The sequence below is a fragment of the Vibrio sp. FE10 genome (assembly GCF_030297155.1).
Classification (GTDB): Bacteria; Pseudomonadota; Gammaproteobacteria; order Enterobacterales; family Vibrionaceae; genus Vibrio; species Vibrio apostichopi.
In genome coordinates this window covers 255,918-282,212 of the sequence record NZ_AP028067.1, presented here as the reverse complement: position 1 = coordinate 282,212, position 26,295 = coordinate 255,918, and the positions used below count along the sequence as shown (strand labels likewise).

Here is a 26,295-nt window from a genome sequence, read left to right as displayed (position 1 = left end):
ACCTACAGATATGCTTTGGAAAACCCTCAAATAACCTCAGATTGATGACTATCTTCATCTAATAAAACATCACATCATACTCATTCTGGATCATAAGAATTTTAGGCAAACGATAAAACAAACGTTTGCGCCATGAATGAAATACACTATTATCCACGCACTTTACCAACTCCTGTTCTGAGTATTGATATGAAACTAAAACACACCTTAGTGGCTTCTGCAATGGCAAGCCTAGCTCTATTTCCCTTTGCAAGTTCAGCAATGGAAAAAGCCGATCTGATGATTACCGACGCCATGGTGCTAACCATGAATCAAGATAAAACGGTGTATGAGAGCGGTACTGTTGTCGTAAAAGACAATAAAATCATCGCTGTTGGTGATGCTTCCCTAGAAAAGCAGTACCAAGCGAAGCAAGTTTTAGACGTTGATGGTGATATCGTGATGCCGGGTCTCATCAATACTCACACCCACGTATCGATGACCGTGTTTCGTTCATTAGCCGATGATGTGCCAGATCGCCTTCACCGCTATATCTTCCCTTTAGAGAAGAAGTTGGTGTCACGCGACATGGTACGTATTGGCGCCAACCTAGGTAACGTCGAAATGGTAAAAGGCGGTGTGACCACTTACGCCGACATGTACTACTTTGAAGATGAAGTAGCGAAAACCGTCGATAAGATCGGTATGCGTGCCATTCTTGGTGAAACCGTGATTAAGTTCCCAGTCGCTGACGCTGCCAACGCAGAAGAAGGCATCCAATACGCGCTGAACTTCATTGAAGAATACAAAGATCACCCGCGTATCACACCAGCGTTTGCTCCACATGCGCCTTACACAAATACGACTGAGATCCTGCAGAAAATTTCTAAACTCTCTTTAGAGTTAGATGTGCCAGTGATGATTCACCTTGCAGAATCACACCGTGAAGAAGAGAAAATCGCAGAGCGTTCAGATGGACTATCACCGGTTCAATACATGGACAGCATTGGCGCATTGAACAAAAACCTAGTTGGTGCGCACATGATCTTAGTGGATGATCATGATATCGAACTGGTGAAAAAGTCAGACATGGGCGTAGCGCATAACATGAGTGCCAATATCAAATCAGCGAAAGGCGTATCCCCTGCCCTTAAGATGTACGACGAGAACGTTCGTATTGGTTTAGGTACCGATGGACCAATGTCTGGTAACACATTAAGCACCATTGATGAGTTCAACCAAGTGGCTAAAGTTCACAAGCTAGTTAATAAAGATCGTGCAGCAATGCCGCCGATCAAAGTGATCGACATGGCGACAATGGGCGCAGCAAAAGCGCTACACATGGAAGATAAGATCGGATCTCTTGAAGCAGGCAAACTTGCCGACATCATAGTGATCGACACCAAAGCGCCGAACATGATTCCGGTATACAACCCATACTCAGCTTTAGTGTACTCAGCTAATTCTGGTAACGTTCGCCACACCATCGTTGATGGTAAGATCATAATGCAAGATCGCGATATGCTAACCGTCGATGAAGACAAGATTCGTCAAGAAGCACTCGATTTCACCAAAGTCGTCCGTAAAACGGTGATTGAATCTGGTGAAGTTGTTCAATAACGACTAAGACTAAATTACTGCGCTTTTTATTAACTCTAAAAAGCGGGTAAATCAAGACTGCTGTTAAATCGAAAAAGCGGTTAAACAAAAAAGCAGTTCAGATCAAAAAAGGCCTCATAGGTGTTTACCTAAGAGGCCTTTTTATATCGATATCTTTCTCGATCAAGACAGATGATTAACGAGTGCAGTCGTTAGTCATCAACCTTAATCAATATTCGTCATTACCAGAACACATCTCGACGTTTTGCTCGAGCAATAATATTGTCTGGCATTCTCCGCTCCAAACCGCTTCGAAGCACAGTAATACGTTTGTGTTGCCTATCATCCGCTGTCACCGAGTTATATAACCAGCGGTAAGCATCTTCATAATCTAACGGGCTACCGTAATCACGCAGTAAGAGTTCCGCTAAGTGAATGCTTGCACTTAGGTTACCCATAGAGGCCGCTTCACGTAGGTACGGAATTGCACGCTCTTTGTCTTGTTGAACTAAGGTTCCACGAGAATAATAACGACCCAATTGCTCTAGTGCTGCGGGTAAACCTTGATGCGCTGCGTTTTCCATATAGTAAAGCCCAAGCTCTACATCTTGTGGAACACATACACCCCACGCCAGCATATCACCGTATAAAAACTCATAAGAAGGCAAGCTAATACGCGTTGCGCGAGCAACGATATCTTCTACTAGCTGGCACTTATCCGCTTTCACACGCTCTAGATGTCGATTATTTTCGATTAATTTAATCAGTTCAGCTTCTGTATATATTGGAACGGGCTCTCCCACATCAGCCAAATTTGCATGACTCAAGGGTGAGCTCAGCGCCATTATTAATGAAGCTGCCACAATTCGTAGCTTCATACCTGCACTCAATTATCTGTCGCTAAAGTTATCTATTTCTTATTGGCTACCGAAGTAGACGCAAAAAATAGGGTGAACTTCACTTTCCATGATATCTGTATCGGCAACAACCTTGATGGCTTTAGACAAAACTTGCCGCTAATGGGCAATATTTTGCCTGATGAAGTTCAAAAGATCATCACCCAAAACTTAGATGCTAAATTGCAGATATTAAAAAGCCGACTTAACAAAGTCGGCTTTTAGAAAACTATTTCATTATCAGAGCACTTTACGTGCTGTGGTAATCACTCAGCAGGCACTATGCGCCGTATGGGTGAACCTTGATGATAGTTTCGTTACGATCTGGGCCAGTTGATACGATATCAATGGGAACACCAGTTAGGTCTTCGATACGCTTGATGTAATCTAGAGCAGCTTGTGGAAGCGCGTCGATAGATTTAGCACCAAATGTGTTTTCAGACCAACCAGGCATTGTTTCGTAGATTGGCGTCGCTTCTTCGAATGACTCAGCAGCCATTGGAGAAACTTCTAGGATAGAACCATCTTTCATCTTGTAACCAGTACAGATTTTTAGTTCTTCTAGGCCATCTAGAACGTCTAGTTTAGTTAGACAGATACCAGATAGAGAGTTGATTTGAATTGCACGACGCATAGCGACAGCATCGAACCAACCTGTACGACGTAGACGACCAGTTGTTGCGCCAAACTCGTGACCAACATCGCCTAGATGCTTACCAACTGGGTCTTGCTTCTCAAGGCCATCGTATAGCTCAGTTGGGAATGGACCTGAACCAACACGAGTACAGTAAGCCTTAGTAATACCAAGGATGTAACCGATGTGACGAGGACCGAAACCAGAACCTGCAGCAACACCACCAGCAGTCGTGTTAGAAGACGTTACGTATGGGTAAGTACCGTGGTCGATATCTAGTAGCGTACCTTGAGCACCTTCGAACATGATCTTGTCGCCGCGCTTACGTGCTGCGTCTAGTTCGTCAGTTACGTCGATAACCATCGCAGTTAACATGTCTGCGTAGCTCATCGCTTGCTCAAGAACTTCTTCGTAGCTTACTGTTTCAGCTTTGTAGAAGTGCTCTAGTTGGAAGTTGTGGAATTCCATAACTTCTTTTAGCTTCTCAGCAAATGCTTCTTTATCGAAAAGGTCACCAACGCGTAAACCGCGACGAGCAACTTTATCTTCGTAAGCAGGACCGATACCACGACCCGTTGTACCGATAGCTTTAGCGCCACGAGCGATTTCACGCGCGTTGTCGATTGCAATGTGGTACGGAAGAATTAGAGGACAAGCTTCAGAGATGAAAAGACGCTCACGTACTGGGATACCGCGATCTTCAAGAGGTTTCATTTCTTTAAGAAGTGCGTCAGGCGATAATACTACACCGTTGCCAATAACACATTTAACGTTATTGCGTAGGATACCTGATGGAATTAAGTGAAGAACGGTTTTCTCACCGTCAATTACAAGTGTGTGACCTGCATTGTGACCGCCTTGGTAGCGAACCACGTATTTTGCATCTTCAGTTAAAAGGTCAACGATTTTACCTTTACCTTCATCACCCCATTGGGTGCCTAGAACGACTACGTTATTTCCCATCTTTCCAATTTCTGTTGCTAATTAAAAATGGATTCTAGCACTGAATCACACTTCTTGCAGTCACTTTTTGTTCATAAACGTTAACGCTGTACAAAAACAAACCAGCCATAACTGGAGGCGAACGTGTAAAGATACTGATATCATTACTTTTTTACAGACAAAAGGCAGAACCATGTCTCAATCAATTTGGCTCGCTATTGGGCTCGTTCTTATTGTTGAAGGGCTCGGCCCCTTGATTGCACCCAATGGCTGGAGAAACATGGTTGCTCAGCTAAGCCAACAGCCAGACGCTCAACTGCGCCGTATTGGCGGCTGTCTTGTGGTTGCCGGTGCCGTTATCGCCTTCATGACCTACCGTTAGTTTCTATAAGTAGAACGCTGTTAAGCGCCTTCCCTCGCGCCCCCAATAGTGAATCCGCAAACATGTCTCCTCCTGAAAAAGTCATAGAAAACAAAAAGGCTCCCATAATGGGAGCCTTTTAAGTTTTAACGCATTTTGCTTGTTGAGCTAAGCATTCGCTAACGCATCAGCTTATTTTGCTGGAGCGCCGCTCGCTTGATTCATGTATTGGAAGAAGTCAGTCTTCGGATCCAATACTAGAATGTCGCTCTTATCGCTAAATGATGTCTCATAAGCTTGCAATGAACGCATGAAGCCATAGAACTCAGGATCTTTGCTGAACGCATCAGAGTAGATCTTCGCTGCTTCTGCATCAGCATCACCACGAGTGATTCGAGCTGTACGGTCAGCTTCAGCAAGAACTGTTGCCACTTCTAGCTCAGCTTGAGCACGGATAACTTCCGCTTTCTCACGACCTTGTGAACGGTGTCTACGAGCAACCGACTCACGTTCTGCACGCATACGGCGGTAGATAGATTCACTGATTTCGTCAGGAAGGTTAATCTTCTTCATTCGGAAATCAACAACTTCAACACCTAAATCAGCCATCGCACTTTCTGCCGTTCCAGACAAAACGTTTTCCATGATCTTATCGCGTTCGCCATCAACTTCTAGCGCTTCTGCAGCCGCTACCGTTGTGACAACTTCGCTATCAGCAGAGTCTGGCAGGATGTCCTTATTACGAGGACCTGACACGATCTGCTTAATTTCACGAGAACCAATTTCAGAACGAAGAACATCTGTCACTTTACGCTCAAGAAGTGCTTCTGCCGTCATGATATTGCCGCCGCCAGTACTCAGATAAAAACGTCCAAAATCAGCAATACGCCATTTTGCGTAGGTATCAATTAGAACGTCTTTTTTCTCTGATGTTACGAAACGGTCAGAACGACCATCCATCGTTTGAATACGAGCATCAAGTACTTTTACGCGATCAAACATAGGCAGTTTAAAGTGCAAGCCTGGTTCATAGATTCGCGATACGCCGTTGTCATCGAGAACTCGACCAAAACGAATTACCATGCCACGTTCGCCTTCTTGAATCACAAATAGTGACATCAATAGAAGGGCAATCGTCACAACTAATACAGGGATCATTAATTTACGCATTATTAGTATCTCCCTTGGCGTGAACTGTCTGAACGAGTTTGAGTGCTAGACTTTGGATCCGCTTGAGTTTCTAACTCAATTTGATCGTAAGTTGATGATGCTTTTGCAGGGCGAGTGCCCGACTGAGAACCACCTTGTGCGCCTAGCTTATCAATTGGTAGGTATAGCAAGTTACCACTTGATTCTGAATCAATCAGGACTTTCGATGTGCTTGAGTACACTTTTTCCATTGTATCTAGGTACATACGGTTACGTGTTACTTCAGGAGCTGCTTGGTATTCAGGTAGCAGTTTCTCGAACTGAGCGACCTGACCTAGAGCACCATTAACTGTGCGCTCTGAGTAACCCACCGCTTCTTTCTTCAAACGCTCAGCACGACCTGTTGCTTTTGGAAGAATGTCATTTCGGTAAGCTTCAGCTTCACGCTCGAAACGCTCTTCATCCTCACGAGCCGCGATAGCATCATCAAATGCATCTTTCACTTGCTCAGGTGGACGTGCTGACTGGAAGTTCACGTCAACAATCAGAATACCCATGTCGTAGCTATCAATAATACGGTTCAACGTTTCTTGAGTGCTTTGACGAATCTGTTGACGACCACTTGTCAGGATACTATCCATTAGTGAGTCACCAATTACCGCACGAAGCGCAGAATCGGTTGCTTGGCGTAAACTGTCGTCTGCATTCGTTACACGATACAAGTACTTGTATGGGTCAGAAACACGGTATTGAACACCCATTTCAACGGTCACAACGTTTTCATCTTTCGTTAGCATCGTGCCAGCAGCACGTAGAGAACGAATCGCTTGAACGTTTACTAGTTGCTCATCTTTGATTTCATCGATGAAGCGTGGGTGCCAGTTAAGACCAGGCTCTTCGATACGGTCGAATTGACCCAGTCGAAGTACTACTGCTCTTTCTGCTTCGCCAACGGTGTAGAAACCAGCGAAGAACCAGATAGCAATCGCAATGACAGCAATGACACCAAAGCCAATCGCACCGCCACCACCAATAGATGGCCCGTTACCGTTGCCACCTTTTTTACCAAACTTGCCACCTAACTTTTGACTTAGTTTACTAAACACTTCGTCTAAGTCTGGCGGTCCTTGATCTCGGCCGCCGCGATTATTGTTCTTACCCCAAGGGTCATTATCGCGGCCGTTATTATCGCCGTTGTTGTTATTTCCAGGCTCATTCCACGCCATTAGAAAGCTCCATCATTTGATATGACGTTATACTGTAGCAGTCTCTTTGGTAACGATAAAGTCACCTAAGAGCGCCCCTTCTCTTTTTTCAAGTTTAGACCAATCTATTTGTTGCATTCGGATATCTATCAACAAGTTACCATTTTCATCATACTCTTCCTGTTGAATACATTTCATCTCAAAGAATAAGCTGCGAATACGGCCCTGATGTTGATGTGGAATACACAACCGGAATTGAACCATCTGACTCGCTAAACGCTCAGTTAAAGCTTCAAACAGTAGTTCAATACCTTCTCCTTCCATTGCAGAAACCCAAACAGCGCGAGGAGCGCCCTCTTCGTCTCTTTCAATTCGAGGTTTTTGGTCTTCCATGCAGTCAATTTTGTTCATGACTACAAGGGTTGGCACTTCATGAGCATCGATTTCTTCTAATACTTCATGAACAGCCTGAATGTTCTCACGAAAGCGGTCATCACTGGCATCAACAACATGTAACAAAATGTCAGCTTCCTGCGTCTCTTGTAACGTAGCCTTGAACGCAGCGACCAAATCGTGCGGTAGATGACGGATAAAACCTACGGTGTCTGCGAGAATTGCAGGCCCGACATCTGCCAATTCAATCTTACGTAGTGTTGGGTCTAGGGTTGCAAACAGTTGGTCTGCTGCATAAACACCTGCACTAGTGATTCGATTGAAAAGTGTTGATTTCCCTGCGTTGGTATAACCAACCAAAGAAATTGTTGGGATTTCAGCTCGATTACGAGCACGTCGCCCTTGTTCACGCTGCTTAGCCACTTTCGCTAAACGACGTAATATCGCTTTTATACGGTCACGCAACAAACGTCGATCGGTTTCCAGTTGAGTTTCACCTGGACCACGAAGACCAATACCACCTTTCTGCCTTTCAAGGTGAGTCCAACCACGAATCAATCGGGTAGAGATATGACGAAGCTGAGCGAGCTCAACTTGTAGCTTACCTTCATGAGTTCGCGCACGTTGTGCAAAAATATCTAAGATCAAACCCGTGCGATCAATCACACGACATTTACACAATTGCTCGAGGTTGCGCTCTTGGGCAGGAGAGAGGGAGTGGTTAAAAATCACAATTTCAGCACCGGTCAGCTGAACAGCTTGTGCGATTTCTAGGGCTTTACCTTCTCCAACGTAGTATTTAGGGAGTGGGGATTGTCGGCTACCAGTAATCACTTGTAGCGTTTCTACCCCCGCTGAGGAGACCAGCATTTCACATTCGCTCAGGTCTTCCCATTCTCCCTCTTGCGTGAAGTTGATATGAACAAGTACGGCTCGCTCGCCGGATTCATAACGGTCAAACAAGCAACCAACTCCTTATTACAGCGCAAGCTGTATTATTTGAACGATTAATCTTCAGTCTTCTCTGGACGATCAGATGGCGCACGTTGCTCGCCGCTGTGGTGACTAACTGCACGAGCAGGAACCACAGTAGAAATCGCATGCTTGTAAACCATTTGGTTTACTGTGTTCTTCAATAAGATCACGAATTGATCGAAAGACTCGATCTGACCTTGCAGCTTAATGCCGTTAACAAGATAGATAGAGACTGGAATGCGCTCACGACGGAGTGCATTTAGGAATGGGTCTTGTAGCGATTGCCCCTTAGCCATTTTATTTTCCTTATTTATATTTTGTTGTAATTATTTAGCTAGTGGTGCACAAAAAGGTGCGGCCTTTGCATCTGAGCTAAACGAATAAAAAAACTCCGTTGTTATTGAAAGGCTGTGATTTTTAAAAGCCTCAATAACTGATCCTTTCCAGAGTATATTCACGCAAAAGCGATCACATTATACACAGCAATACTAATCAGATGCTATTGCATCTGAAAGAGTTTCTAACGCGTGTTCAATGTTTTCGCTATCTAACCAAGTTAAATCATCCCAACTGCGTAACCAGGTGATTTGTCGCTTGGCCAATTGACGGGTTGCACAGACACCACGGAAAACCGCTTCGTCTAAATCACAATTCCCATCTAAATAATCCCACATCTGCCTATAACCAACGCATCGGATCGATGGCAGTTCAGGATGAAGATCTTCTCTGGCGTACAACGCCTTCATTTCATCTTCAAAACCCGCTTCTATCATCTTTTCGAAACGCAGCTCAATGCGGCGATGGAGTTCTTTCCTTTCCTTGGGAGCTATTGCAAATTGTTTTACACTAAATGGCAGGCTATCGCCTTTCGTTTGAGTTAGCTCTGTTAATGTTTTACCCGAAATTCGGTAAACTTCCAATGCCCTTGAAAGCCTTTGTGGATCATTTGGGTGTATTCTTTCAGCGGATACGGGATCTATCTCTCTTAATTGATCGTGTAATGCCTGCCAACCCTGTTCGATAGACTCCGCTTCAATCTGCTTACGAATCTCTTGATCCGCTGCTGGTAGCGGCGATAAACCTTCCAACAATGCCTTGTAGTAGAGCATTGTGCCACCAACAAGCAGCGGGATTTTGCCTTCCGCTACAATGGCATTCATTTCATTGATCGCATCACGACGAAAATCTGCCGCAGAATACGCTTCGCTTGGGTCTAGAATATCAATCAAGCGATGAGGCGCGAGCGCAAGCTCTTCCGCATCCGGTTTAGCGGTGCCGATATCCATGTCTTTGTAGACCAATGCCGAATCGACACTGATGATCTCTACCGGATACTTCTGACGTAAGCGGATAGCTAAATCTGTTTTTCCTGATGCCGTTGGGCCCATTAAAAACAACGCTAAAGGTAATTTTTCAGTCATGATATTTTGTATTGGTTTCTCTGTTATAGCGCTTTATAGCAAAGGGCTTTTTTGTCGCAAAAATACGTATTGTTGCGAAGATCAATGTCGTCGCAAAAAGTTAAACCGTCAATAAACTTAAGTCTTTAAATCGATAAACGACTAAGCCATAAAAGCCGCGATGGTCGCTGAAAAGTCGATAGGATTAACAAATTCGGGATCATCTAATGGAAGTAGACCATGCCAAAGTTGCTCAAGTTCCCCAACTAGTTGAACCGCTTCAGATAAAGTGTAGTCGTTTTTTACTTGTGCTGTCTGAATCCCGATCCAGTTAACCAGTAATGGCAACGTATCGTTAGAAAAGCTGTGACCTTGAATTTCCGAGGCCTGAGCGTTTATTGAAGCCGCGTACGATAACAGATCTGGGATCAAAATTTGTAAGTTTTGCTGCCTCAAAGGAGAAGGCACTCCCATCACCATTATTGCTTCGTTATTCCTAGCTTTAAGCTCGATACCAAGCACGGACAGCATTGGGCTTAACGCCTTAGCGACACCCACTAAATCAACGCCTAATTTGATTGATAAAGGCACCAACAACGGCTGGCTTTTTAACGCCCCTTCTCGAGTATCAAGTTGGCCAATCACACGTAGCAATTCTGCTTTGGCTAGAGACACCAATACGCTGCCGTTTTTATTTCCCATCACCAAATATTGGCGTTCCACTACTGAGACTGCTTTGCCTAAGTCCGTCACAGGTGCTCTTGGCTTTAAGTGAACAGAATTCTGTTGAGCAGGCTGAGTTTCTTTATTTTCTATGTCGTCTCTGGTTTCTACTGGTGCCACATGCTCTTGAGGAGATGATGGAGCTACAACTTGATCATCAAAGTCTGGCGTTTTCAACAGCTCTTTATAGGCTTTAACTTCGCGCTTTGAAGGCGCGGGTTCTGCATGATGTTGGTTGGGTTCTTTTTCTTTTCTCGGAGCAGGTCGAGACTCAATCCACTCTTGACGAGGAGAACCAGTAAAACTGGTTTCTCGAGCCGACGAATCTATTTTAGAGGACGAATCTCTGCTAGATAACGAACCGTGGCTAGATGACGAGCTTCTGTTAGACGATGAACCTCGGTTTTCTGGTGAGCTATAATGTTGCCTAGCATCGTTAACGCTGTGCTGAGGCTTATCATGAACCTGCTCAGATTCGGCTTTTCTCGGGTAGGCTGGCGTCTGCTCAATGGCATGTCGCAGCCTCTCAGAGATCTGTGCTTGATCCGAATTTGTCGGCGCAGCACTTTCTGGCTCAGAGAAAGTCGCAACATCCCCCGTTTCAGACATCGACCTATCTTGCTGATAATTTGGGGCTTCTGACTGATGAAATGCGGATTGATTGATCGGCGCTGCATCAATTTGTTTGCTTTGTGCTAAACCATCACTCAACGCTTGGTAGATAAAGTCGTGTACAAGGCGAGCTTGATGAAAACGTACTTCATGCTTTGCAGGGTGAACATTCACATCGACTTGATGCGGGTCTAACTCAATGAACAACACATACGTCGCAAATTGGTCTGGGCGTAGGCTGGTCTCATAGCTTTGACGAATCGCATGATTGATCAGCTTATCGCGCATCATACGACCGTTCACGTAGCAGTATTGTAGATCGCTTTGTTGCCTTGCTCCTTCAGGCGTGGTGATCCAGCCATGAAGTTTTAGGCCTTGATGTTCTAGCTCAATCTTAAGCATATGACGAACAAAAGGATTACCACATACCGCAGCGATACGCTTCTCTGCTTGAACTTGTGTTTTGGCAGCGCGGTACTGACGAATCATTTTACCGTTATGACGAAGGTTAATCGTCACATCAAAGCGACTCAATGCGATGCGTTTAAGCAGCTCATCGATATGCGTGAATTCGGTTTTCTCAGTGCGTAAGAACTTGCGGCGTGCTGGTGTGTTGAAGAACAGATCCAACACCTCAACCGAGGTACCAATGGGATGCGCTGCAGGCTGCAGTTTCACCTGCATATCACGACCTTCACTGTGTGCTGCCCAAGCTTGATCTTGAGTCGCAGGGCGTGAAGTCATGGTTAAGCGTGCAACAGAGCTGATACTCGCCAACGCTTCACCACGAAAACCAAGGCTGACAATCGCCTCTAGGTCATCAAGGGTGTGGATCTTTGAAGTAGCATGACGACTCAGCGCCAAGGCAAGTTCATCTTTAACGATGCCTTTACCGTTGTCACGAACGCGGATCATCTTGGCGCCACCTTTCTCGATATCAATATCGATACGTGTGGCACCTGAATCCAAACTGTTCTCAACCAACTCTTTCACAACAGAAGCTGGTCTTTCTACCACTTCACCCGCTGCGATTTGGTTAGCTAACCGAGCTGGCAGTATTTTGATCGTCATATTTATAGCTACCTTACTGCCGCTGATGGAAACATGTCTGCGTTAAAAAGCTTATTTGTGCGGAATAATCAACACCTGACCCACCGCTAGGCTGTCAGATCGTAGCTTATTCGCTTGGCGAATACTGTTGACGCTCACGCCGTATTTAGAAGCAATCTTACCCAAGTAGTCACCTCTTGCGACTTTATGTTTGCGCAGAGGTACGTCTTTAACTTCAACCGTAATACGTAGCTTCTGGCCTACTCTAACGGTTTCAGACTTCAAGCGGTTCTCACGTTTGATATCTGCAACCCGTACTTTGTAACGGCTGGCTATCTTGCCTAGGTACTCTCCAGACTTAACCGTGTGGGTTATGGTCTTAGTTTTCACTGCACTGCTTGATGACGAACCTGAAGCACGGCTTGGGATCTTAAGAACTTGACCGATCGCTAGGCTGCTCGATTTCAGATTATTAAGTTTCATCAAGGTCTGTGTCGAGGTGCCATATTTGCTCGCAATCACCGATAAAGACTCACCACGAGACACTTTATGTTGGCTCACACTACCCGTTGACGACGTTGCATTCGACAAGATAATCCCTTCTGGAGGATTAGCCTTCAAATACTTAACCACAGCCTTAGTCACTGCTCGTGCTAATTTATCTTGATGCGAGCGTTGGAAAAGAAGCTTCTCTTCGGTCGGGTTTGAAATAAAGCCCGTCTCGACCAATACCGATGGTATCTGTGGTGAACGTAATACCGCCAAGCTGGTATTGATTGGCTTGCTGTTATGAAGCTTAGCGACCTTGCCCATCTCAGACAGAATAGTCGTTGCCAGTTTATAGCCCTCTTTTTGAGAGTGGCTGAACTGCAAATCAAGCAAAGTTTGGTTTACGTTTTTGTCATCAATGTTGCCAGTGAAAGCTGCACCGCTGCCACCGAGTAATTCAGACTGTTTCTCTTTGTTCTCGATCCAGCGCGAGATCTCTGTATTGGCGCGTCGAGTATTCAACACAAACACCGAACCACCTCGTGGTTGAGGGGTCGTAAAGGCATCGGCGTGAATAGAGATCATGAGATGAGCTTCATTCTCACGAGCAATCGCAACACGTCGGTTGAGGTTTACGAAGTAATCGGCATTACGTGTTAGGCGCGTCTTTATTCCCGGAACCGCATTTAACTGTGCTGAGAGCTTTTTAGAAATGCTCAGGGTCGCGTCTTTTTCATATTTACGAGTCGGACCAATCGAGCCTGGGTCTTCACCGCCATGGCCAGGATCAATCACGATCAAAATGTCTTTCTGACGTTTAACCTGATTAATGTTTTTGCTAACCGCTGGCTTACTCGGTGTCGACGTTGTTGTCCCTTTGCTTGCTGCCCCATGAGGGAAGTCAATCACCAAACGGTGTCCATACTGACCACCCGGTGTCGGGCTTAGTTTGAACAAATCGGCTTTTGATGATTTCTTTAATTCGAAAACCAAGCGATAGGTATTTTTGTCCGGTGGAGAGCTCTTACGAACTTTCGACAGAACGGGGCTATCCTTCACCACAACAGGTAACTTGGTCGCAAGATTGGTATGTTTTAAATCGACAACTAAGCGACTCGGGCTACTCAAAGTAAAATAGCTAAAGTCTGCTTCTGATTTTAAGTCGATAACCACACGAGTTTCTTCAGGTGAAGGCCAAACCCTCAACCCTTTCAATGAGTTTGCAGAAACAAGTGAAGAAAACAGTAAAGAAAAAACAGCAGCCATTACGGCTACTGATGAAAAAAGGCGTTTAGAAATCAACATAACTCCAACTGACTAAGTAAGCGCTGTCCGTATTCACTATTAGCGGTTAAAGAAACAATACGGTGATCGTCTTGGTAACGAATATCAATGTCCAAATCTGCTTCAGGTAGCATCCCATAACCTTTTTCAGGCCATTCAACCAAACAAATAGCGTCTGGAGTAAAGTAATCACGGATACCCATGAACTCTAACTCTTCAGGATCAGCCAGACGATAAAGGTCAAAGTGATATACCTGCCAATCTGCAAGTTGATAAGGTTCAACTAGAGTATACGTTGGGCTCTTTACATTTCCTTGATGGCCAAGTGCTTTTACAAAGCCACGACTGAATGTCGTTTTTCCTGCGCCAAGATCACCATGCAAATAGATGGTTGTTTGTTGTGAGCAAAGATTCGAAAGCTCCGTACCTAGTTGAATCGTGGCTTTCTCATCTTTCAAAGTAAATTGTTTAGTGCTCATGAATACGTTCTCTAAAAATCGATCGTTGACTATATAAAAATCAAAAGAACAAGAATAGTAAACCGTGATGCTTTTGGGAGACAAGCACTCAAGTGTAAGTTCTATGAAAAAATACCAATCAAAGGGCGTCTGTTCTGGTTAATATCGCAAAGATCCGTTAAGATCCGCCCCCATTTTTGCCGAACCTAATTTTAATTAGCCCTATCTCTAATTGTAAAACAGAGAAAATAAGAATTAAGAATCAAGCCATGAATCTAGACCATCTTGCTGAAAAAATTAAAATCTGGGGAAAAGAACTCGGCTTTCAAAAAGTGGGCATTTGTGATGTTGACTTAACTGAACACGAAGCGCCCCTGCAAGCATGGCTAGATGCTGGCAACCACGGTGAAATGGATTGGATGGCTCGGCATGGAATGATGCGTGCGCGTCCAGATGAACTTCACCCAGGGACCATTCGAGTGATCAGCGTTAGAATGAATTACCTACCACCAGAAGCTCAGTTTGCATCTAACCTCAACGATACCACTCAAGGCTATATCAGCCGTTATTCTTTAGGCCGCGATTATCACAAATTGTTCCGTAACCAGTTGAAAAAGCTGGGGCAAAGAATTGAGAAGGAAGTTGAGGGATTAGACTCACGCCCTTTCGTCGACTCAGCGCCTATTTTAGAAAGACCATTAGCTCAAAAAGCTGGATTAGGCTGGACTGGTAAACACTCTTTAATTCTGGATAAAGACGCAGGGTCTTGGTTCTTCCTAGGCGAGCTGTTGGTTAACATTCCTCTGCCAGTCGATACACCGAGTGTCGATGAATGTGGGAAATGTACCGCATGTATCACATCTTGCCCAACAGGTGCCATTATCGCCGACGGTGTTGTCGATGCACGTAAGTGTATTTCTTATCTCACCATTGAATACGATGGCGTTATACCAGAAGAATACAGAGAAGCCATTGGCAACCGAATCTACGGCTGTGATGATTGCCAACTGGTTTGCCCGTGGAACCGTCATGCCGATATCACAGAGCAAACAGACTTTCACCGAAGAGAAGATTTCAAAGAGGCCGATCTCGTTTCACTTTCGAGTTGGGACGAAGCCACCTTCCTAAAGAAAATGGAAGGTTCGGCAATAAGACGTATAGGCCACACCCAGTGGTTACGTAATATTTTCGTCGCGATGGGCAATGCGCCGTTTCAACAACGTATTATTGAAGCACTCGAATCACATCGAGGCCAAAATGAGATGTTAGATGTCCACATTGAGTGGGCTTTGCAAAAACAACTACAGCAGTTACCCAACGCAAATAGCGTGCAAGAAGGTAGCAGCAAAATCGCCACTAAAAAGCACCGACTGATACGTATTGTTGAGAAAGGCCTACCAAGAGACGCCTAGCCCTTTAGCACCAACGATTAGCTCGTTAACCTACCTAAATAGTCCAATATTTAAGACAACCCGTTGCACATAATATTAGAACAATGTTTGACCTTGTTCTCAATTTTGGCAATGTGGAAAAAATTAAAATATTTCGTAAACTTTCAACACCCGCGTAAAGTTAAACACAAAGCCCATAAATGATTAAGATCAAAAAAACAACAAGTTAACGATCTTTAACTCAATCTCAAGCCAAGCGACAAATCAATACAAAACAACAAGTTACAGAAGCCTGCGTTTTACTAACGCATTGAAATAAAGAAAGATCTTTTTGAGATATATAAAGAATTAAGTCTGAAATAACTTTATCAACTAAGTTATCCACACGGTGCTATTTGTGGATAAGTCTGTTTATAGATGTGAAAAACCTCAAGTATCTGCTTCAGAGACCTGATGTTTACTAGCATTCCAGTTGCTAAGAAAAATTTAAGACAAAAAAATATCCACCATGATGGAGGATTATTTGCTTTTTTGGGGGATTATGCTTCGCAGCATTAAAGAAAGAGCGTGACCGGTAAGGTCGTCTTTAAACACTGTGGTTTAAAGAGTTTTGTTTACCATTGAGAGTAAACTGGAGCGATACATCGGGTTCGAACCGATGACCTCAACCTTGGCAAGGTTGCGCTCTACCAACTGAGCTAGTATCGCATGAGCTAACCGTTAATATTCTGTGCTAAGAAGCTAAGTTCTTACTGCAAGAAAGTAATCAACGTTCAACTGTAATGTGGTTGCGGGAGCCGGATTTGAACCGACGACCTTCGGGTTATGAGCCCGACGAGCTACCAAACTGCTCCATCCCGCGTCCGGATGCATTGTTTAAGACAATGAGACTAAACCATTTTCATTCTGAGCAAGGCTCTAAGAATAGAATTTGGAGCGATACATCGGGTTCGAACCGATGACCTCAACCTTGGCAAGGTTGCGCTCTACCAACTGAGCTAGTATCGCATAAGCTAACCGTTCATCTTGTCTGCTAGGAAGCATCAAATCAACGTTCAACTGTAATGTGGTTGCGGGAGCCGGATTTGAACCGACGACCTTCGGGTTATGAGCCCGACGAGCTACCAAACTGCTCCATCCCGCGTCCGGATGTTTCTCTTTTCGCATCATTACCGTTTAAGACAATGAGACTAAACCATTTTCATTCTGAGCAAAGCTCTAAGAATAGAATTTGGAGCGATACATCGGGTTCGAACCGATGACCTCAACCTTGGCAAGGTTGCGCTCTACCAACTGAGCTAGTATCGCATAAGCTAACCGTTCATCTTTTCTGCTAGGAAGCATCAAATCAACGTTCAACTGTAATGTGGTTGCGGGAGCCGGATTTGAACCGACGACCTTCGGGTTATGAGCCCGACGAGCTACCAAACTGCTCCATCCCGCGTCCGGATGCATTGTTTAAGACAATGAGGCTAAACCATTTTCATTCTGAGCAAAGCTCTAAGAATAGAATTTGGAGCGATACATCGGGTTCGAACCGATGACCTCAACCTTGGCAAGGTTGCGCTCTACCAACTGAGCTAGTATCGCATAAGCTAACCGTTCATCTTTTCTGCTAGGAAGCATCAAATCAACGTTCAACTGTAATGTGGTTGCGGGAGCCGGATTTGAACCGACGACCTTCGGGTTATGAGCCCGACGAGCTACCAAACTGCTCCATCCCGCGTCCGGATGCATTGTTTAAGACAATGAGGCTAAACCATTTTCATTCTGAGCAAAGCTCTAAGAATAGAATTTGGAGCGATACATCGGGTTCGAACCGATGACCTCAACCTTGGCAAGGTTGCGCTCTACCAACTGAGCTAGTATCGCATAAGCTAACCGTTCATCTTTTCTGCTAGGAAGCATCAAATCAACGTTCAACTGTAATGTGGTTGCGGGAGCCGGATTTGAACCGACGACCTTCGGGTTATGAGCCCGACGAGCTACCAAACTGCTCCATCCCGCGTCCGGATGCATTGTTTAAGACAATGAGACTAAACCATTTTCATTCTGAGCAAGGCTCTAAGAATAGAATTTGGAGCGATACATCGGGTTCGAACCGATGACCTCAACCTTGGCAAGGTTGCGCTCTACCAACTGAGCTAGTATCGCATAAGCTAACCGTTCATCTTGTCTGCTAGGAAGCATCAAATCAACGTTCAACTGTAATGTGGTTGCGGGAGCCGGATTTGAACCGACGACCTTCGGGTTATGAGCCCGACGAGCTACCAAACTGCTCCATCCCGCGTCCGGATGCATTGTTTAAGACAATGAGACTAAACCATTTTCATTCTGAGCAAGGCTCTAAGAATAGTACTTCTTGTTCGAATAAAAGTGGAGCGATACATCGGGTTCGAACCGATGACCTCAACCTTGGCAAGGTTGCGCTCTACCAACTGAGCTAGTATCGCATAAGCTAACCGTTCATCTTTCTGCTAAGAAGCTAAGTTCTTACTGCAAAGAAGTGATCAACGTGTAACTGTAATGTGGTTGCGGGAGCCGGATTTGAACCGACGACCTTCGGGTTATGAGCCCGACGAGCTACCAAACTGCTCCATCCCGCGTCCGGATGCATTGTTAAGTACAATGAAACTTGACCATCTTCTTCAGTGCAAAGCACAAGAGAGAATTTGGAGCGATACATCGGGTTCGAACCGATGACCTCAACCTTGGCAAGGTTGCGCTCTACCAACTGAGCTAGTATCGCAATCTGAAACGTCTTTCGTCGTTCAGGGCTGCGAATTATAAGAGCATTTTTTTGTGATGCAAGTCCTTAATGCAAAAATCAGCAAGTTTTTACTCAACTGCTGAAAAAGCACACAGATTTGCAAAAAAAATGCCCTGTATGTACCTGAAAAGTTAGATAAACGTGATCATTCAATCAGATTAGATGCTAATGATTGTTTTTCGGTAGTACTGCAGCTCTGCGATCGACTCTCGAATATCGTCTAGTGCTAGGTGGCTTCCTGATTTAGAAAAACCATCGAGTACTTCAGGTTTCCAACGACGCGCAAGCTCTTTTAGAGTGCTTACGTCGACATAGCGGTAGTGGAAATACTCTTCCAACTCTGGCATATGCTTGTATAGGAAACGACGATCTTGGCCAATGCTGTTACCACAAATAGGCGATTTACCTTTCGGTACCCACTTCTCAAGAAACTCAATCGTTTGTTTGATTGCGTCTTGTTCTGAAACAGTGCTTTCTTGAATTCTCTTTACTAAACCACTGCCGGTATGAGTCGTCGTACACCACTCATCCATCTTATCCAATTCACTCTGAGGTTGGTGAATGGCCAAAACAGGCCCTTCAGCCAGAATGTTGAGCTCACTATCGGTAACGATAGAAGCAATTTCAATAATTTTATGAGTTTCAGGATCAAGTCCTGTCATCTCTAGATCAACCCAAATAAGGTTCTGATCGCTAAAGGACATAAGGCGTCGCCTATTTGTTTATGTATAAAAGAGGTACTATACCCAAATAACTATACTCAAACTAGCTTTAGGGCCATCGAAATCAATGGCACCAATAACACCCCGTTTGAGTCCTCAATCATCAAGTTAGATGTGTTAAGTGAAAAATTGTGGCTAAAAAAAAGAAGTTAACCAAAGGTCAGGTACGTCGCGTACGTAGCAACCAGAACAAGCGACTCAAGAAAGAAGATTCTATCCAGTGGGATGAGAACATGCTTGGCGGAACAAAAAGCGGACTCGTGATTACGCGCTTTGGTCAACATGCTGATATCGAAGACCTTGAAACCAACGAAGTTCACCGTTGTAATTTACGTCGTAGTATCGAAACGTTAGTTTCAGGAGACAAAGTAACTTGGCGCGCAGGGCTTGAGTCAATGGCTGGCATCTCTGGTGTTGTCGAAGCCGTTGAGCCTAGAACATCAATGCTAACTCGTCCTGACTACTATGACGGCCTAAAACCGGTTGCCGCAAACGTAGACCAAATGGTTATCGTTTCAGCTGTACTACCAGAGCTATCACTTAATATCATCGACCGCTACTTGATCGCCTCTGAAACGGTGAATATTGCCCCTTTAGTTGTGCTCAATAAAGTCGACTTGCTGACAGAGCAACAAATTAGCGAATACCGCGAAACACTGAAGATATACGAGAAAATCGGCTATAAAGTCATGTTCGTGAGTAAAGAGTCGGGTTACGGCATCAAAGAGTTGGAAGCTGAACTGAAAGATCGTATCAACATTTTCGTTGGTCAATCTGGCGTAGGTAAATCCAGCGTAGTGAATGCACTGATGCCTACATTGGACATTGAAGAAGGCGCTGTTTCTGAAAACTCAGGACTGGGTCAACACACTACGACTGCGGCGCGTTTGTATCACTTCCCTTCTGGTGGTGATCTTATCGATTCCCCAGGGGTACGTGAATTCGGCCTATGGCACTTAGAACCCGATGAAGTCACTGATGCTTTCATTGAATTCAAGCCATACCTAGGTGGCTGTAAGTTCCGTGATTGTAAACACAATGACGACCCAGGATGTCTTCTGCGTGAAGCCGTAGAAGACGGTAAAATTAGCCGCTTACGTTTTGCTAGCTACCACCGCATTATTGAAACAATGGCTGACAACAAAGATAACCGTCAGTACTCACGAAGCAAGAAAGCGGATCTCTAATCGCGTTTTTGTGAACAAATGTGTGCATTTACTGACAATTGGCGCGAATTTAAGTAACATCTCGCGCCCTAAACCGTCATCGACAGATTTAATTGAAAAACAATTAGCATCGGAAAATTAATACAATGGATAAGATTAAAGTTGGATTGCAGTACTGGATCCCACAACATGGCCTGACTCGTTTAGTTGGTAAACTGGCGTCTGCTAAAGCGGGCGGTTTAACGACAGCGATCATCAACTGGTTCATCAAGCAATACAAAGTGAACATGGATGAAGCTCTGCATAGCGATCCAAAACACTTTAAGACATTCAATGAATTCTTCGTACGTGAATTAAAAGAAGGCATGCGCCCTGTCGCTGAAGGCGAATCCGTGATTGTTCACCCCGCTGATGCTCGCGTAAGCCAATTTGGCCCAATTACTGATGGTCAACTGATTCAAGCTAAGAACCACAACTACTCAGCACGTGAGTTGCTTGGTGGCGATGCTGCTCTAGCCGATGAGTTTAAAGACGGCGAGTTCGCAACGCTTTACTTGTCTCCAAGTGATTACCACCGTGTGCACATGCCATGCGATGGCACGCTGCGTCAGATGATCTACGTTCCAGGTGATCTTTTCTCAGTAAACCCACTAACGGCAGAGAACGTTCCAAACCTATTCGCACGTAACGAGCGAGTAGTTTGTATCTTTGATACTGAGTTTGGCCCAATGGCACAAGTGCTGGTTGGCGCAACTATCGTTGGCAGCATCGAGCAAGTATGGGCTGGCACCATCACGCCACCTCGCGGTAACTCGGTTTACAAGTGGGATTACCCTGCACAAGGCGATAAATCTATCATCTTGAAGAAAGGCGAAGAGATGGGTCGCTTTAAGCTTGGTTCAACGGTTATCAACCTGTTTGCTAAAGATGCAATCAAGTTTGACGAAACGATGCAGAATGGTGAGAAAACCGTTCTAGGTACCCCTTTCGCGCACATTGCGGGTAAAGAAGTTGAGACTGAAGCTGTTGATTCAACAGAGAACTCAGACCAAGCTTAACTCTCTGAGTTAACTCATTTAGTTTTAAAGGCGCGTTATTTTTCTATATTTAGAGAAGAACGCGCCTTTTTCTTATCTAGTTCCAGACACCTCTCTTCAAGATACCAGCAAGTTTAACTACCGATAGCCTTGCTCCCACCGAGCAAGACGTCGAATTGCCTCATAAAAAGATTGACCAAAAACAAAACAACTGTCGAAACCTTAAACAACTTTCCGATTTTACAACCCGTCTCCAAGTACCAAGAATCCAGATAACTTACTCTATTTGAAGATATTTTATTCATAGGGTCTTTGTACATGCCTAAACTCAATGTTGGCGTTCTGGTCAAGCTGTTGATTTGTTTTGCGATTCCCTTAGGCGTGCTATTCATGCCGATAGATTCCATCCCAATCGATGATCTCACGCTGATTCAACACCGTTTGCTGGCTATATTCCTCTTAGCAGCACTGCTTTGGGTGCTGGAACCGGTTCCGGTATTCGCTACTTCCATTTTGATTATTGCGCTTGAACTGGTGATGATTTCCGACAAAGGCCTGCACTTATTTAGAAATCCACCAGCGGGACACGATCTCGGTGAATTAATCAAATATACCGACATCTTCGGTGCATTTTCGTCACCAATTATCATCCTTTTTATGGGTGGTTTTGCTCTCGCCATCTCCGCATCTAAGTACGAACTCGACAACAACCTAGCTCGAGTATTGCTTAAACCATTTGGCACAGAGCCGCGCTTCATCATACTCGGTTTAATGCTGATCACCGCGGTGTTCTCGATGTTTATGTCGAACACGGCTACCACCGTAATGATGCTTGCATTGCTAGGTCCTATCGTAGCCTCTGCGCCAAAAGGCGACATGGGGATTAAAGCGCTGGTGTTATGTATTCCAATCGCCGCCAATACCGGTGGGATCGCGACACCAATCGGTACACCACCCAATGCCATCGCACTGCAATACCTAACTGGCGAGAACAGTATCGACTTCCTTAGCTGGATGATGATGGGCTTACCCTTTGTGATCATCCAACTCACCATCGCTTGGTTTCTTCTACAAAAATTCTTCCCTTCTAAAGAAAGAAACATGGTGCTCAAGCTTGATGGCCAATTTAGAAAAAGCTGGCGAGCGATTGTGGTTTACATCACCTTCGCTGCGACAATCTTATTGTGGATGACCACAAAACTGCACGGCATGAACACTTATGTGGTCTCGATCATTCCATTGGCGGTGTTCACTCTCACCGGCATCATGGGCAAAGAAGAGCTCAAGCTGATTAACTGGGATGTGCTTTGGTTAGTGGCAGGGGGCATTGCGATTGGTATAGGACTGGATAAAACAGGCTTAGCCGTGGCACTCGCACACGCGATTGATTATGAGTCGCTCTCACCAACGGCGGTAGTGCTAACGTTATCAATCGTATGTTGGTTAATGGCGAACTTCATGTCGAACACCGCGACTGCTAACTTGTTGATGCCGATAGCGGCTGCGATTGGTGCATCCATGGAAAGCTTGGTCGCGATTGGCGGCTTGCAAGGATTGTTGGTTGTGGTCGCCTTCTCCGCATCACTCGGTATGATTCTTCCAGTATCGACACCACCCAATTCACTGGCTTACTCAACCGGACTTATCGAAAGCAAAGACATGGCGAAGATGGGCATCATCTTAGGGATTGTCGGCTTGCTGATGGTTTACCTCGCGTTGTTCATCATCACTTAATAGACGTTCAACAATCACTTTTATTCCAACTAAGGCGCTAAATGTAAATTTAGCGCCTATTAGCGCTATCTCACGCACAACGACCACAACAAGTGATTGATTTTTAAATCAATAAATAACTGTGACTTTACTTCACTGTTTTACAAAAATCAGAGTAAATATATTTAGAATTTATGATTTTAAACACATTCATTCCCCGGTAGTGAGCGGCACTATACACCTATCAAAGACATATCAATTCATTATTAAGTACGTCACCGTAGTTAGGTTTTGTCTAATCAGAGAGGAATGGACCTTGAGACATACTATTAAGTTTAAAATTCAGGTCGCCATTGCGGTCATTATTGCCGTCGTAAGTGGCGCTCAAGCTTGGATATCGGTTAATCAGCTGACTCAAGAGACTGAAGTCGCGATCAACCAAGAAATGAAAAATGTCAGTGTTGGCACCACCAATTACATTGCCGATTGGCTCTCAATCCGCAGCGATATGATGCTTGCCAATGAATCGACCATTTCAAGCAACAGTAACTCTGACCGCGAGTTATTAATTAGCAAACAAGCCGGACAATTCTTGTCTGTTTATGCAGGATTCAGCGATGGCACTATCGCTTATGGCGACAAAGGTGAAGATTGGCCAGCAGGTTACGACCCACGCACTCGCCCTTGGTATAAAGATGCCAACGCAACATCCGATCTCATCATTACCGAACCTTATCAAGACTTTGACGGCAGCATCGTCATCAGCTTTGCCAAAGCATTCAGTGGCGATAGACAAGGTGTTCTCGCGGCTGATCTAACCGTAACCAGCATTATTGATACCGTGCTCAATGTAAAACTGGATAACGATGGCTTTGCGTTTTTAGTCGACGGTAATAACAACATTGTGGCCTACAGTGATGAAGAGCTGAGTCAAAAACCACTGACCAGTTTGAATCCGGAACTCACAACCAACAAGGTGTCACAACTGCTCCAAAACCAAATGATCACCACTCTCACTTGGCCTGGCCAGGGTGATAAAATGGTCTACATGGCCAATGTGCCGAATACTGATTGGTCATTGGGTATTGTTATCGATAAAGAAATGGCGTTTTCTGCAGTCTCCGATGCCATTCAATTCATCACATTGACCTCTTTGATTTTGTACATCGTCATTTCAATTGCGAGTACCGTCGTCATCAACCGCCTGCTTTCGCCGTTACAAACATTGTCTGAAGCGCTCACTCAACTGGCTCAAGGCAGAGGCGATCTCACTCAACGTATTGATATCACACGTATGGATGAGATTGGTAAGCTTGCCGAGCTCGTGAACCAGTTCTTAAGCCAGATGCAAAGCATGTTGAAGGGCGTGATAGAACACAGCCACGATCTCAACAATCATGCAGAAAAAGCCAATCAACTGGCCACTCAATCTTCTATTCGAGTTGAAAATCAACAAAACGATATCAACCAAATTGCGACCGCGATTCATGAAATGTCCGCCACCGCAGCCGAAGTGGCTAGCCACGCCGAACTCACTGCTTCCGCTTCTCAAGCATCGGCCACCGCTTGTAACGAAGGCCAAGAAGTTATCCAACAAAACCGCGATGCGATTACTGGCCTAGCGACACAAGTTGAAGACGCGGCCAATGTTATTCGTGAATTAGAGAGCAATGCGCAAAGCATCAACCAGATCCTATCCACCATTCAAGGAATTGCCGAACAGACCAACCTGTTGGCATTGAATGCGGCGATTGAAGCCGCTCGTGCGGGTGAACAAGGTCGTGGATTTGCGGTTGTCGCCGATGAAGTACGCGTGTTAAGTCAGAGAACGCATGGCTCGACCGAAGAGATCCGCGTGATGATAGATACGCTGCAGAAGAACACCGAACATGCCGTTGAAAGCATGACTACCAGCACTCAACTGGCAGAGAACAGTGTAGGCTTCGCCGAGCAAGCCCATGGCAGCCTGACTAAAATCACGCAAGCGATCACTGAAATCAACGACATGGCGCTGCAAATAGCCAGTGCAGCAGAAGAGCAACGCGCGGTGAGCGAAGACATCAGTCGCAACACACAAGGAATCAAAGACGCCTCCGACGATCTTGCCCAACAAGCGGAAAGCAGCCGCAATAGTTCTAATGAGATGAGCAATGCTGCTGAGTCAATGCGCCGAGACGTGGAGCGCTTTAAGGTATAAAGCCTTGTTAGTCAGACAAGCGAAACAAATAACTGGAACAAACCAGTAACTGAGGAGCAAGGCGGTGCTTTTATTAAGAATCACTTTGTTCTCAGTTCGGTTTGATGCATATTGATGAGCTAATTTATCCCAGACACAAGGATGTTATTCAGATGGGATTCGAATGGTTAGCTCTAGCTGCCGCTTTTCTTTGGGCGATTGCGAGCCTAATGTCAGTAAAGCCTGCTCAACACTTAGGTTCTTTCGCCTATAGTCGTTGGAGAATGGGTTGTACCGCGATCATCTTATCAAGCATGGCTTGGTTTACTGGCGGCTGGGCAAGTGTCGAAGCTGACTTAGTCACACCTATGATGCTGTCAGGCCTGATTGGTATCTTCATTGGTGATACTGCCTTATTTGCGTGTTTGAACCGTATGGGACCGCGCCAAGCGGGCTTACTGTTCTCTTGCCATGCCGTGTTCTCAGCCATTCTCGGTTACTTCCTATTTAGCGAAAGCATGACTTCGGTAGAGCTGATTGGCTCGGCATTGGTGTTTAGTGGTGTATTAACCGCAATCTTCTTTGGTCGTCGTGGCCAAGCGAACAACCAACTTGAAACCATTAAGGGCACCGTGTGGATTGGCGTTGCGCTAGGAATTACAGCGGCGATTTGCCAAGCATTGGGCGGTATTATTGCCAAACCCGTGATGCAAACCAGTATCGATCCAATAGCAGCCTCTGCTATTCGAATGATCACCGCCTTCGTAGCTCACTCCCTGTTTCGTTTAACGGGCGCTAAACTTTCACGCCCACTTAACCCAATGAATAAGCAGATATTCGCAATTACCGCGGTTAATGGTTTTTTAGCAATGGCAGTGGGTATGACGCTGATCTTGTATGCGTTGCAGGAAGGCAATGTCGGTATGGTCGCTCTGTTATCTTCGACCACTCCAATCATGTTGTTACCAATACTCTGGTTGTACACCAAGCAGAGACCAAATGCCTACGCTTGGATCGGTGCCATTGTTGCTGTAGTGGGTACTGGGATTCTGGTCAGCTAGTGGCACTGGTATTCTGGTCAAATAGTGGCACTAGTATTCTGGTCAGCTAGTGAAGCGGATTGGAAGCTGAGAATTAATAGTTAATAGCTAAGGACTATTAACTCTCAGTA

General features: G+C 45.0%; 20 protein-coding genes and 15 tRNA genes. 9 read left to right on the top strand and 26 right to left on the bottom strand.

The window, feature by feature from the left end; all coding sequences use genetic code 11:
• The first annotated feature begins 189 nt into the window (after nucleotides 1-189).
• Nucleotides 190-1,599 (top strand): amidohydrolase, encoded by a 1,410-nt coding sequence (locus tag QUF19_RS01330; RefSeq protein WP_286295446.1) that lies wholly within the window; start codon nucleotides 190-192, stop codon nucleotides 1,597-1,599.
• A gap of 221 nt (nucleotides 1,600-1,820) precedes the next feature.
• Here QUF19_RS01330 and motX read toward each other — a convergent pair whose 3' ends face one another.
• The gene (motX, locus tag QUF19_RS01325; protein WP_017107437.1) at nucleotides 1,821-2,456 is read right to left on the bottom strand and encodes a flagellar protein MotX; all 636 of its coding nucleotides are present in this window, start codon (nucleotides 2,454-2,456) and stop codon (nucleotides 1,821-1,823) included.
• Nucleotides 2,457-2,528: 72 nt separating this feature from the next.
• Between motX and QUF19_RS01320 the strand changes: the two genes are divergently transcribed.
• Nucleotides 2,529-2,699 carry a hypothetical protein gene (locus tag QUF19_RS01320; protein WP_286295444.1) on the top strand — a complete coding sequence of 57 codons (171 nt, stop codon included), beginning with the start codon at nucleotides 2,529-2,531 and terminating at the stop codon, nucleotides 2,697-2,699.
• A gap of 55 nt (nucleotides 2,700-2,754) precedes the next feature.
• Here QUF19_RS01320 and QUF19_RS01315 read toward each other — a convergent pair whose 3' ends face one another.
• The gene (locus tag QUF19_RS01315; protein WP_017078237.1) at nucleotides 2,755-4,071 is read right to left on the bottom strand and encodes an adenylosuccinate synthase; all 1,317 of its coding nucleotides are present in this window, start codon (nucleotides 4,069-4,071) and stop codon (nucleotides 2,755-2,757) included.
• Nucleotides 4,072-4,243: 172 nt separating this feature from the next.
• Here QUF19_RS01315 and QUF19_RS01310 point away from each other — a divergent pair, with 172 nt between their 5' ends.
• Nucleotides 4,244-4,432, top strand: a complete 189-nt coding sequence (locus QUF19_RS01310) for a DUF2065 domain-containing protein (RefSeq protein WP_102364525.1) — start codon at nucleotides 4,244-4,246, stop codon at nucleotides 4,430-4,432.
• A gap of 171 nt (nucleotides 4,433-4,603) precedes the next feature.
• Here the strand turns inward: QUF19_RS01310 and hflC are convergent, their stop codons facing one another.
• The 8 genes from hflC to tsaE form a co-directional block, all read right to left on the bottom strand.
• Nucleotides 4,604-5,581, bottom strand: coding sequence for a protease modulator HflC (hflC, locus tag QUF19_RS01305; protein ID WP_010434102.1), 978 nt, complete (start codon nucleotides 5,579-5,581; stop codon nucleotides 4,604-4,606).
• A 2-nt stretch (nucleotides 5,582-5,583) separates the two neighbouring features.
• A complete protein-coding gene (gene hflK / locus QUF19_RS01300; RefSeq protein WP_017103358.1) occupies nucleotides 5,584-6,786 on the bottom strand; it encodes an FtsH protease activity modulator HflK in 1,203 nt (400 codons plus the stop codon).
• A 27-nt stretch (nucleotides 6,787-6,813) separates the two neighbouring features.
• Nucleotides 6,814-8,121 (bottom strand): ribosome rescue GTPase HflX, encoded by a 1,308-nt coding sequence (gene hflX / locus QUF19_RS01295; RefSeq protein WP_017107433.1) that lies wholly within the window; start codon nucleotides 8,119-8,121, stop codon nucleotides 6,814-6,816.
• Nucleotides 8,122-8,165: 44 nt separating this feature from the next.
• The gene (gene hfq, locus QUF19_RS01290) at nucleotides 8,166-8,429 is read right to left on the bottom strand and encodes an RNA chaperone Hfq (protein WP_010434097.1); all 264 of its coding nucleotides are present in this window, start codon (nucleotides 8,427-8,429) and stop codon (nucleotides 8,166-8,168) included.
• Between the two features lie 192 nt (nucleotides 8,430-8,621).
• Nucleotides 8,622-9,554 (bottom strand): tRNA (adenosine(37)-N6)-dimethylallyltransferase MiaA, encoded by a 933-nt coding sequence (gene miaA, locus QUF19_RS01285; RefSeq protein ID WP_286295442.1) that lies wholly within the window; start codon nucleotides 9,552-9,554, stop codon nucleotides 8,622-8,624.
• A gap of 141 nt (nucleotides 9,555-9,695) precedes the next feature.
• Nucleotides 9,696-11,939: a DNA mismatch repair endonuclease MutL gene (gene mutL, locus QUF19_RS01280; protein ID WP_286295441.1), complete on the bottom strand. Its 2,244-nt coding sequence runs from the start codon at nucleotides 11,937-11,939 to the stop codon at nucleotides 9,696-9,698.
• A 51-nt stretch (nucleotides 11,940-11,990) separates the two neighbouring features.
• On the bottom strand, nucleotides 11,991-13,712 hold the full coding sequence (locus QUF19_RS01275) for an N-acetylmuramoyl-L-alanine amidase (RefSeq protein ID WP_102435990.1): 1,722 nt from the start codon (nucleotides 13,710-13,712) through the stop codon (nucleotides 11,991-11,993).
• The gene (gene tsaE, locus QUF19_RS01270; protein WP_286295440.1) at nucleotides 13,706-14,170 is read right to left on the bottom strand and encodes a tRNA (adenosine(37)-N6)-threonylcarbamoyltransferase complex ATPase subunit type 1 TsaE; all 465 of its coding nucleotides are present in this window, start codon (nucleotides 14,168-14,170) and stop codon (nucleotides 13,706-13,708) included. Before tsaE ends, QUF19_RS01275 begins: the two co-directional genes overlap by 7 nt.
• A 248-nt stretch (nucleotides 14,171-14,418) precedes the next feature.
• Between tsaE and queG the strand changes: the two genes are divergently transcribed.
• The gene (gene queG / locus QUF19_RS01265; RefSeq protein ID WP_286295439.1) at nucleotides 14,419-15,561 is read left to right on the top strand and encodes a tRNA epoxyqueuosine(34) reductase QueG; all 1,143 of its coding nucleotides are present in this window, start codon (nucleotides 14,419-14,421) and stop codon (nucleotides 15,559-15,561) included.
• A gap of 611 nt (nucleotides 15,562-16,172) precedes the next feature.
• Here queG and QUF19_RS01260 read toward each other — a convergent pair.
• The 16 genes from QUF19_RS01260 to orn all read right to left on the bottom strand — a co-directional run bounded on the left by QUF19_RS01260 (nucleotide 16,173) and on the right by orn (nucleotide 19,014).
• A tRNA-Gly gene (locus QUF19_RS01260) sits at nucleotides 16,173-16,248 on the bottom strand.
• 77 nt (nucleotides 16,249-16,325) lie between these two features.
• Nucleotides 16,326-16,402 (bottom strand) — tRNA-Met (locus QUF19_RS01255).
• 70 nt (nucleotides 16,403-16,472) lie between these two features.
• Nucleotides 16,473-16,548, bottom strand: a tRNA-Gly gene (locus QUF19_RS01250).
• A 59-nt stretch (nucleotides 16,549-16,607) separates the two neighbouring features.
• Nucleotides 16,608-16,684: transfer RNA gene (locus QUF19_RS01245), tRNA-Met, on the bottom strand.
• An 88-nt stretch (nucleotides 16,685-16,772) separates the two neighbouring features.
• Nucleotides 16,773-16,848: transfer RNA gene (locus tag QUF19_RS01240), tRNA-Gly, on the bottom strand.
• 59 nt (nucleotides 16,849-16,907) lie between these two features.
• A tRNA-Met gene (locus QUF19_RS01235) sits at nucleotides 16,908-16,984 on the bottom strand.
• 70 nt (nucleotides 16,985-17,054) lie between these two features.
• Nucleotides 17,055-17,130, bottom strand: a tRNA-Gly gene (locus QUF19_RS01230).
• Nucleotides 17,131-17,189: 59 nt separating this feature from the next.
• Nucleotides 17,190-17,266, bottom strand: a tRNA-Met gene (locus QUF19_RS01225).
• A 70-nt stretch (nucleotides 17,267-17,336) separates the two neighbouring features.
• Nucleotides 17,337-17,412, bottom strand: a tRNA-Gly gene (locus QUF19_RS01220).
• A 59-nt stretch (nucleotides 17,413-17,471) separates the two neighbouring features.
• A tRNA-Met gene (locus QUF19_RS01215) sits at nucleotides 17,472-17,548 on the bottom strand.
• A gap of 70 nt (nucleotides 17,549-17,618) precedes the next feature.
• A tRNA-Gly gene (locus QUF19_RS01210) sits at nucleotides 17,619-17,694 on the bottom strand.
• Nucleotides 17,695-17,753: 59 nt separating this feature from the next.
• Nucleotides 17,754-17,830 (bottom strand) — tRNA-Met (locus tag QUF19_RS01205).
• A gap of 87 nt (nucleotides 17,831-17,917) precedes the next feature.
• A tRNA-Gly gene (locus tag QUF19_RS01200) sits at nucleotides 17,918-17,993 on the bottom strand.
• Nucleotides 17,994-18,069: 76 nt separating this feature from the next.
• Nucleotides 18,070-18,146 (bottom strand) — tRNA-Met (locus QUF19_RS01195).
• A gap of 67 nt (nucleotides 18,147-18,213) precedes the next feature.
• A tRNA-Gly gene (locus QUF19_RS01190) sits at nucleotides 18,214-18,289 on the bottom strand.
• A 179-nt stretch (nucleotides 18,290-18,468) separates the two neighbouring features.
• Nucleotides 18,469-19,014, bottom strand: coding sequence for an oligoribonuclease (gene orn / locus QUF19_RS01185; protein WP_017107429.1), 546 nt, complete (start codon nucleotides 19,012-19,014; stop codon nucleotides 18,469-18,471).
• 149 nt (nucleotides 19,015-19,163) lie between these two features.
• Between orn and rsgA the strand changes: the two genes are divergently transcribed.
• From rsgA to QUF19_RS01160, 5 genes are all read left to right on the top strand, one after another.
• Entirely contained in the window at nucleotides 19,164-20,219 is a 1,056-nt protein-coding gene (gene rsgA, locus QUF19_RS01180; protein WP_017107428.1) for a small ribosomal subunit biogenesis GTPase RsgA, read from the top strand.
• Between the two features lie 125 nt (nucleotides 20,220-20,344).
• Entirely contained in the window at nucleotides 20,345-21,256 is a 912-nt protein-coding gene (gene asd, locus QUF19_RS01175; protein WP_286295438.1) for an archaetidylserine decarboxylase, read from the top strand.
• 297 nt (nucleotides 21,257-21,553) lie between these two features.
• Complete coding sequence (locus QUF19_RS01170; RefSeq protein ID WP_286295437.1) at nucleotides 21,554-22,969, top strand: SLC13 family permease; 1,416 nt, start codon at nucleotides 21,554-21,556, stop codon at nucleotides 22,967-22,969.
• Nucleotides 22,970-23,264: 295 nt separating this feature from the next.
• Nucleotides 23,265-25,145, top strand: coding sequence for a methyl-accepting chemotaxis protein (locus tag QUF19_RS01165; protein ID WP_286295436.1), 1,881 nt, complete (start codon nucleotides 23,265-23,267; stop codon nucleotides 25,143-25,145).
• A gap of 152 nt (nucleotides 25,146-25,297) precedes the next feature.
• The gene (locus QUF19_RS01160) at nucleotides 25,298-26,185 is read left to right on the top strand and encodes a DMT family transporter (RefSeq protein ID WP_286295435.1); all 888 of its coding nucleotides are present in this window, start codon (nucleotides 25,298-25,300) and stop codon (nucleotides 26,183-26,185) included.
• The last annotated feature ends 110 nt before the right edge of the window (nucleotides 26,186-26,295 follow it).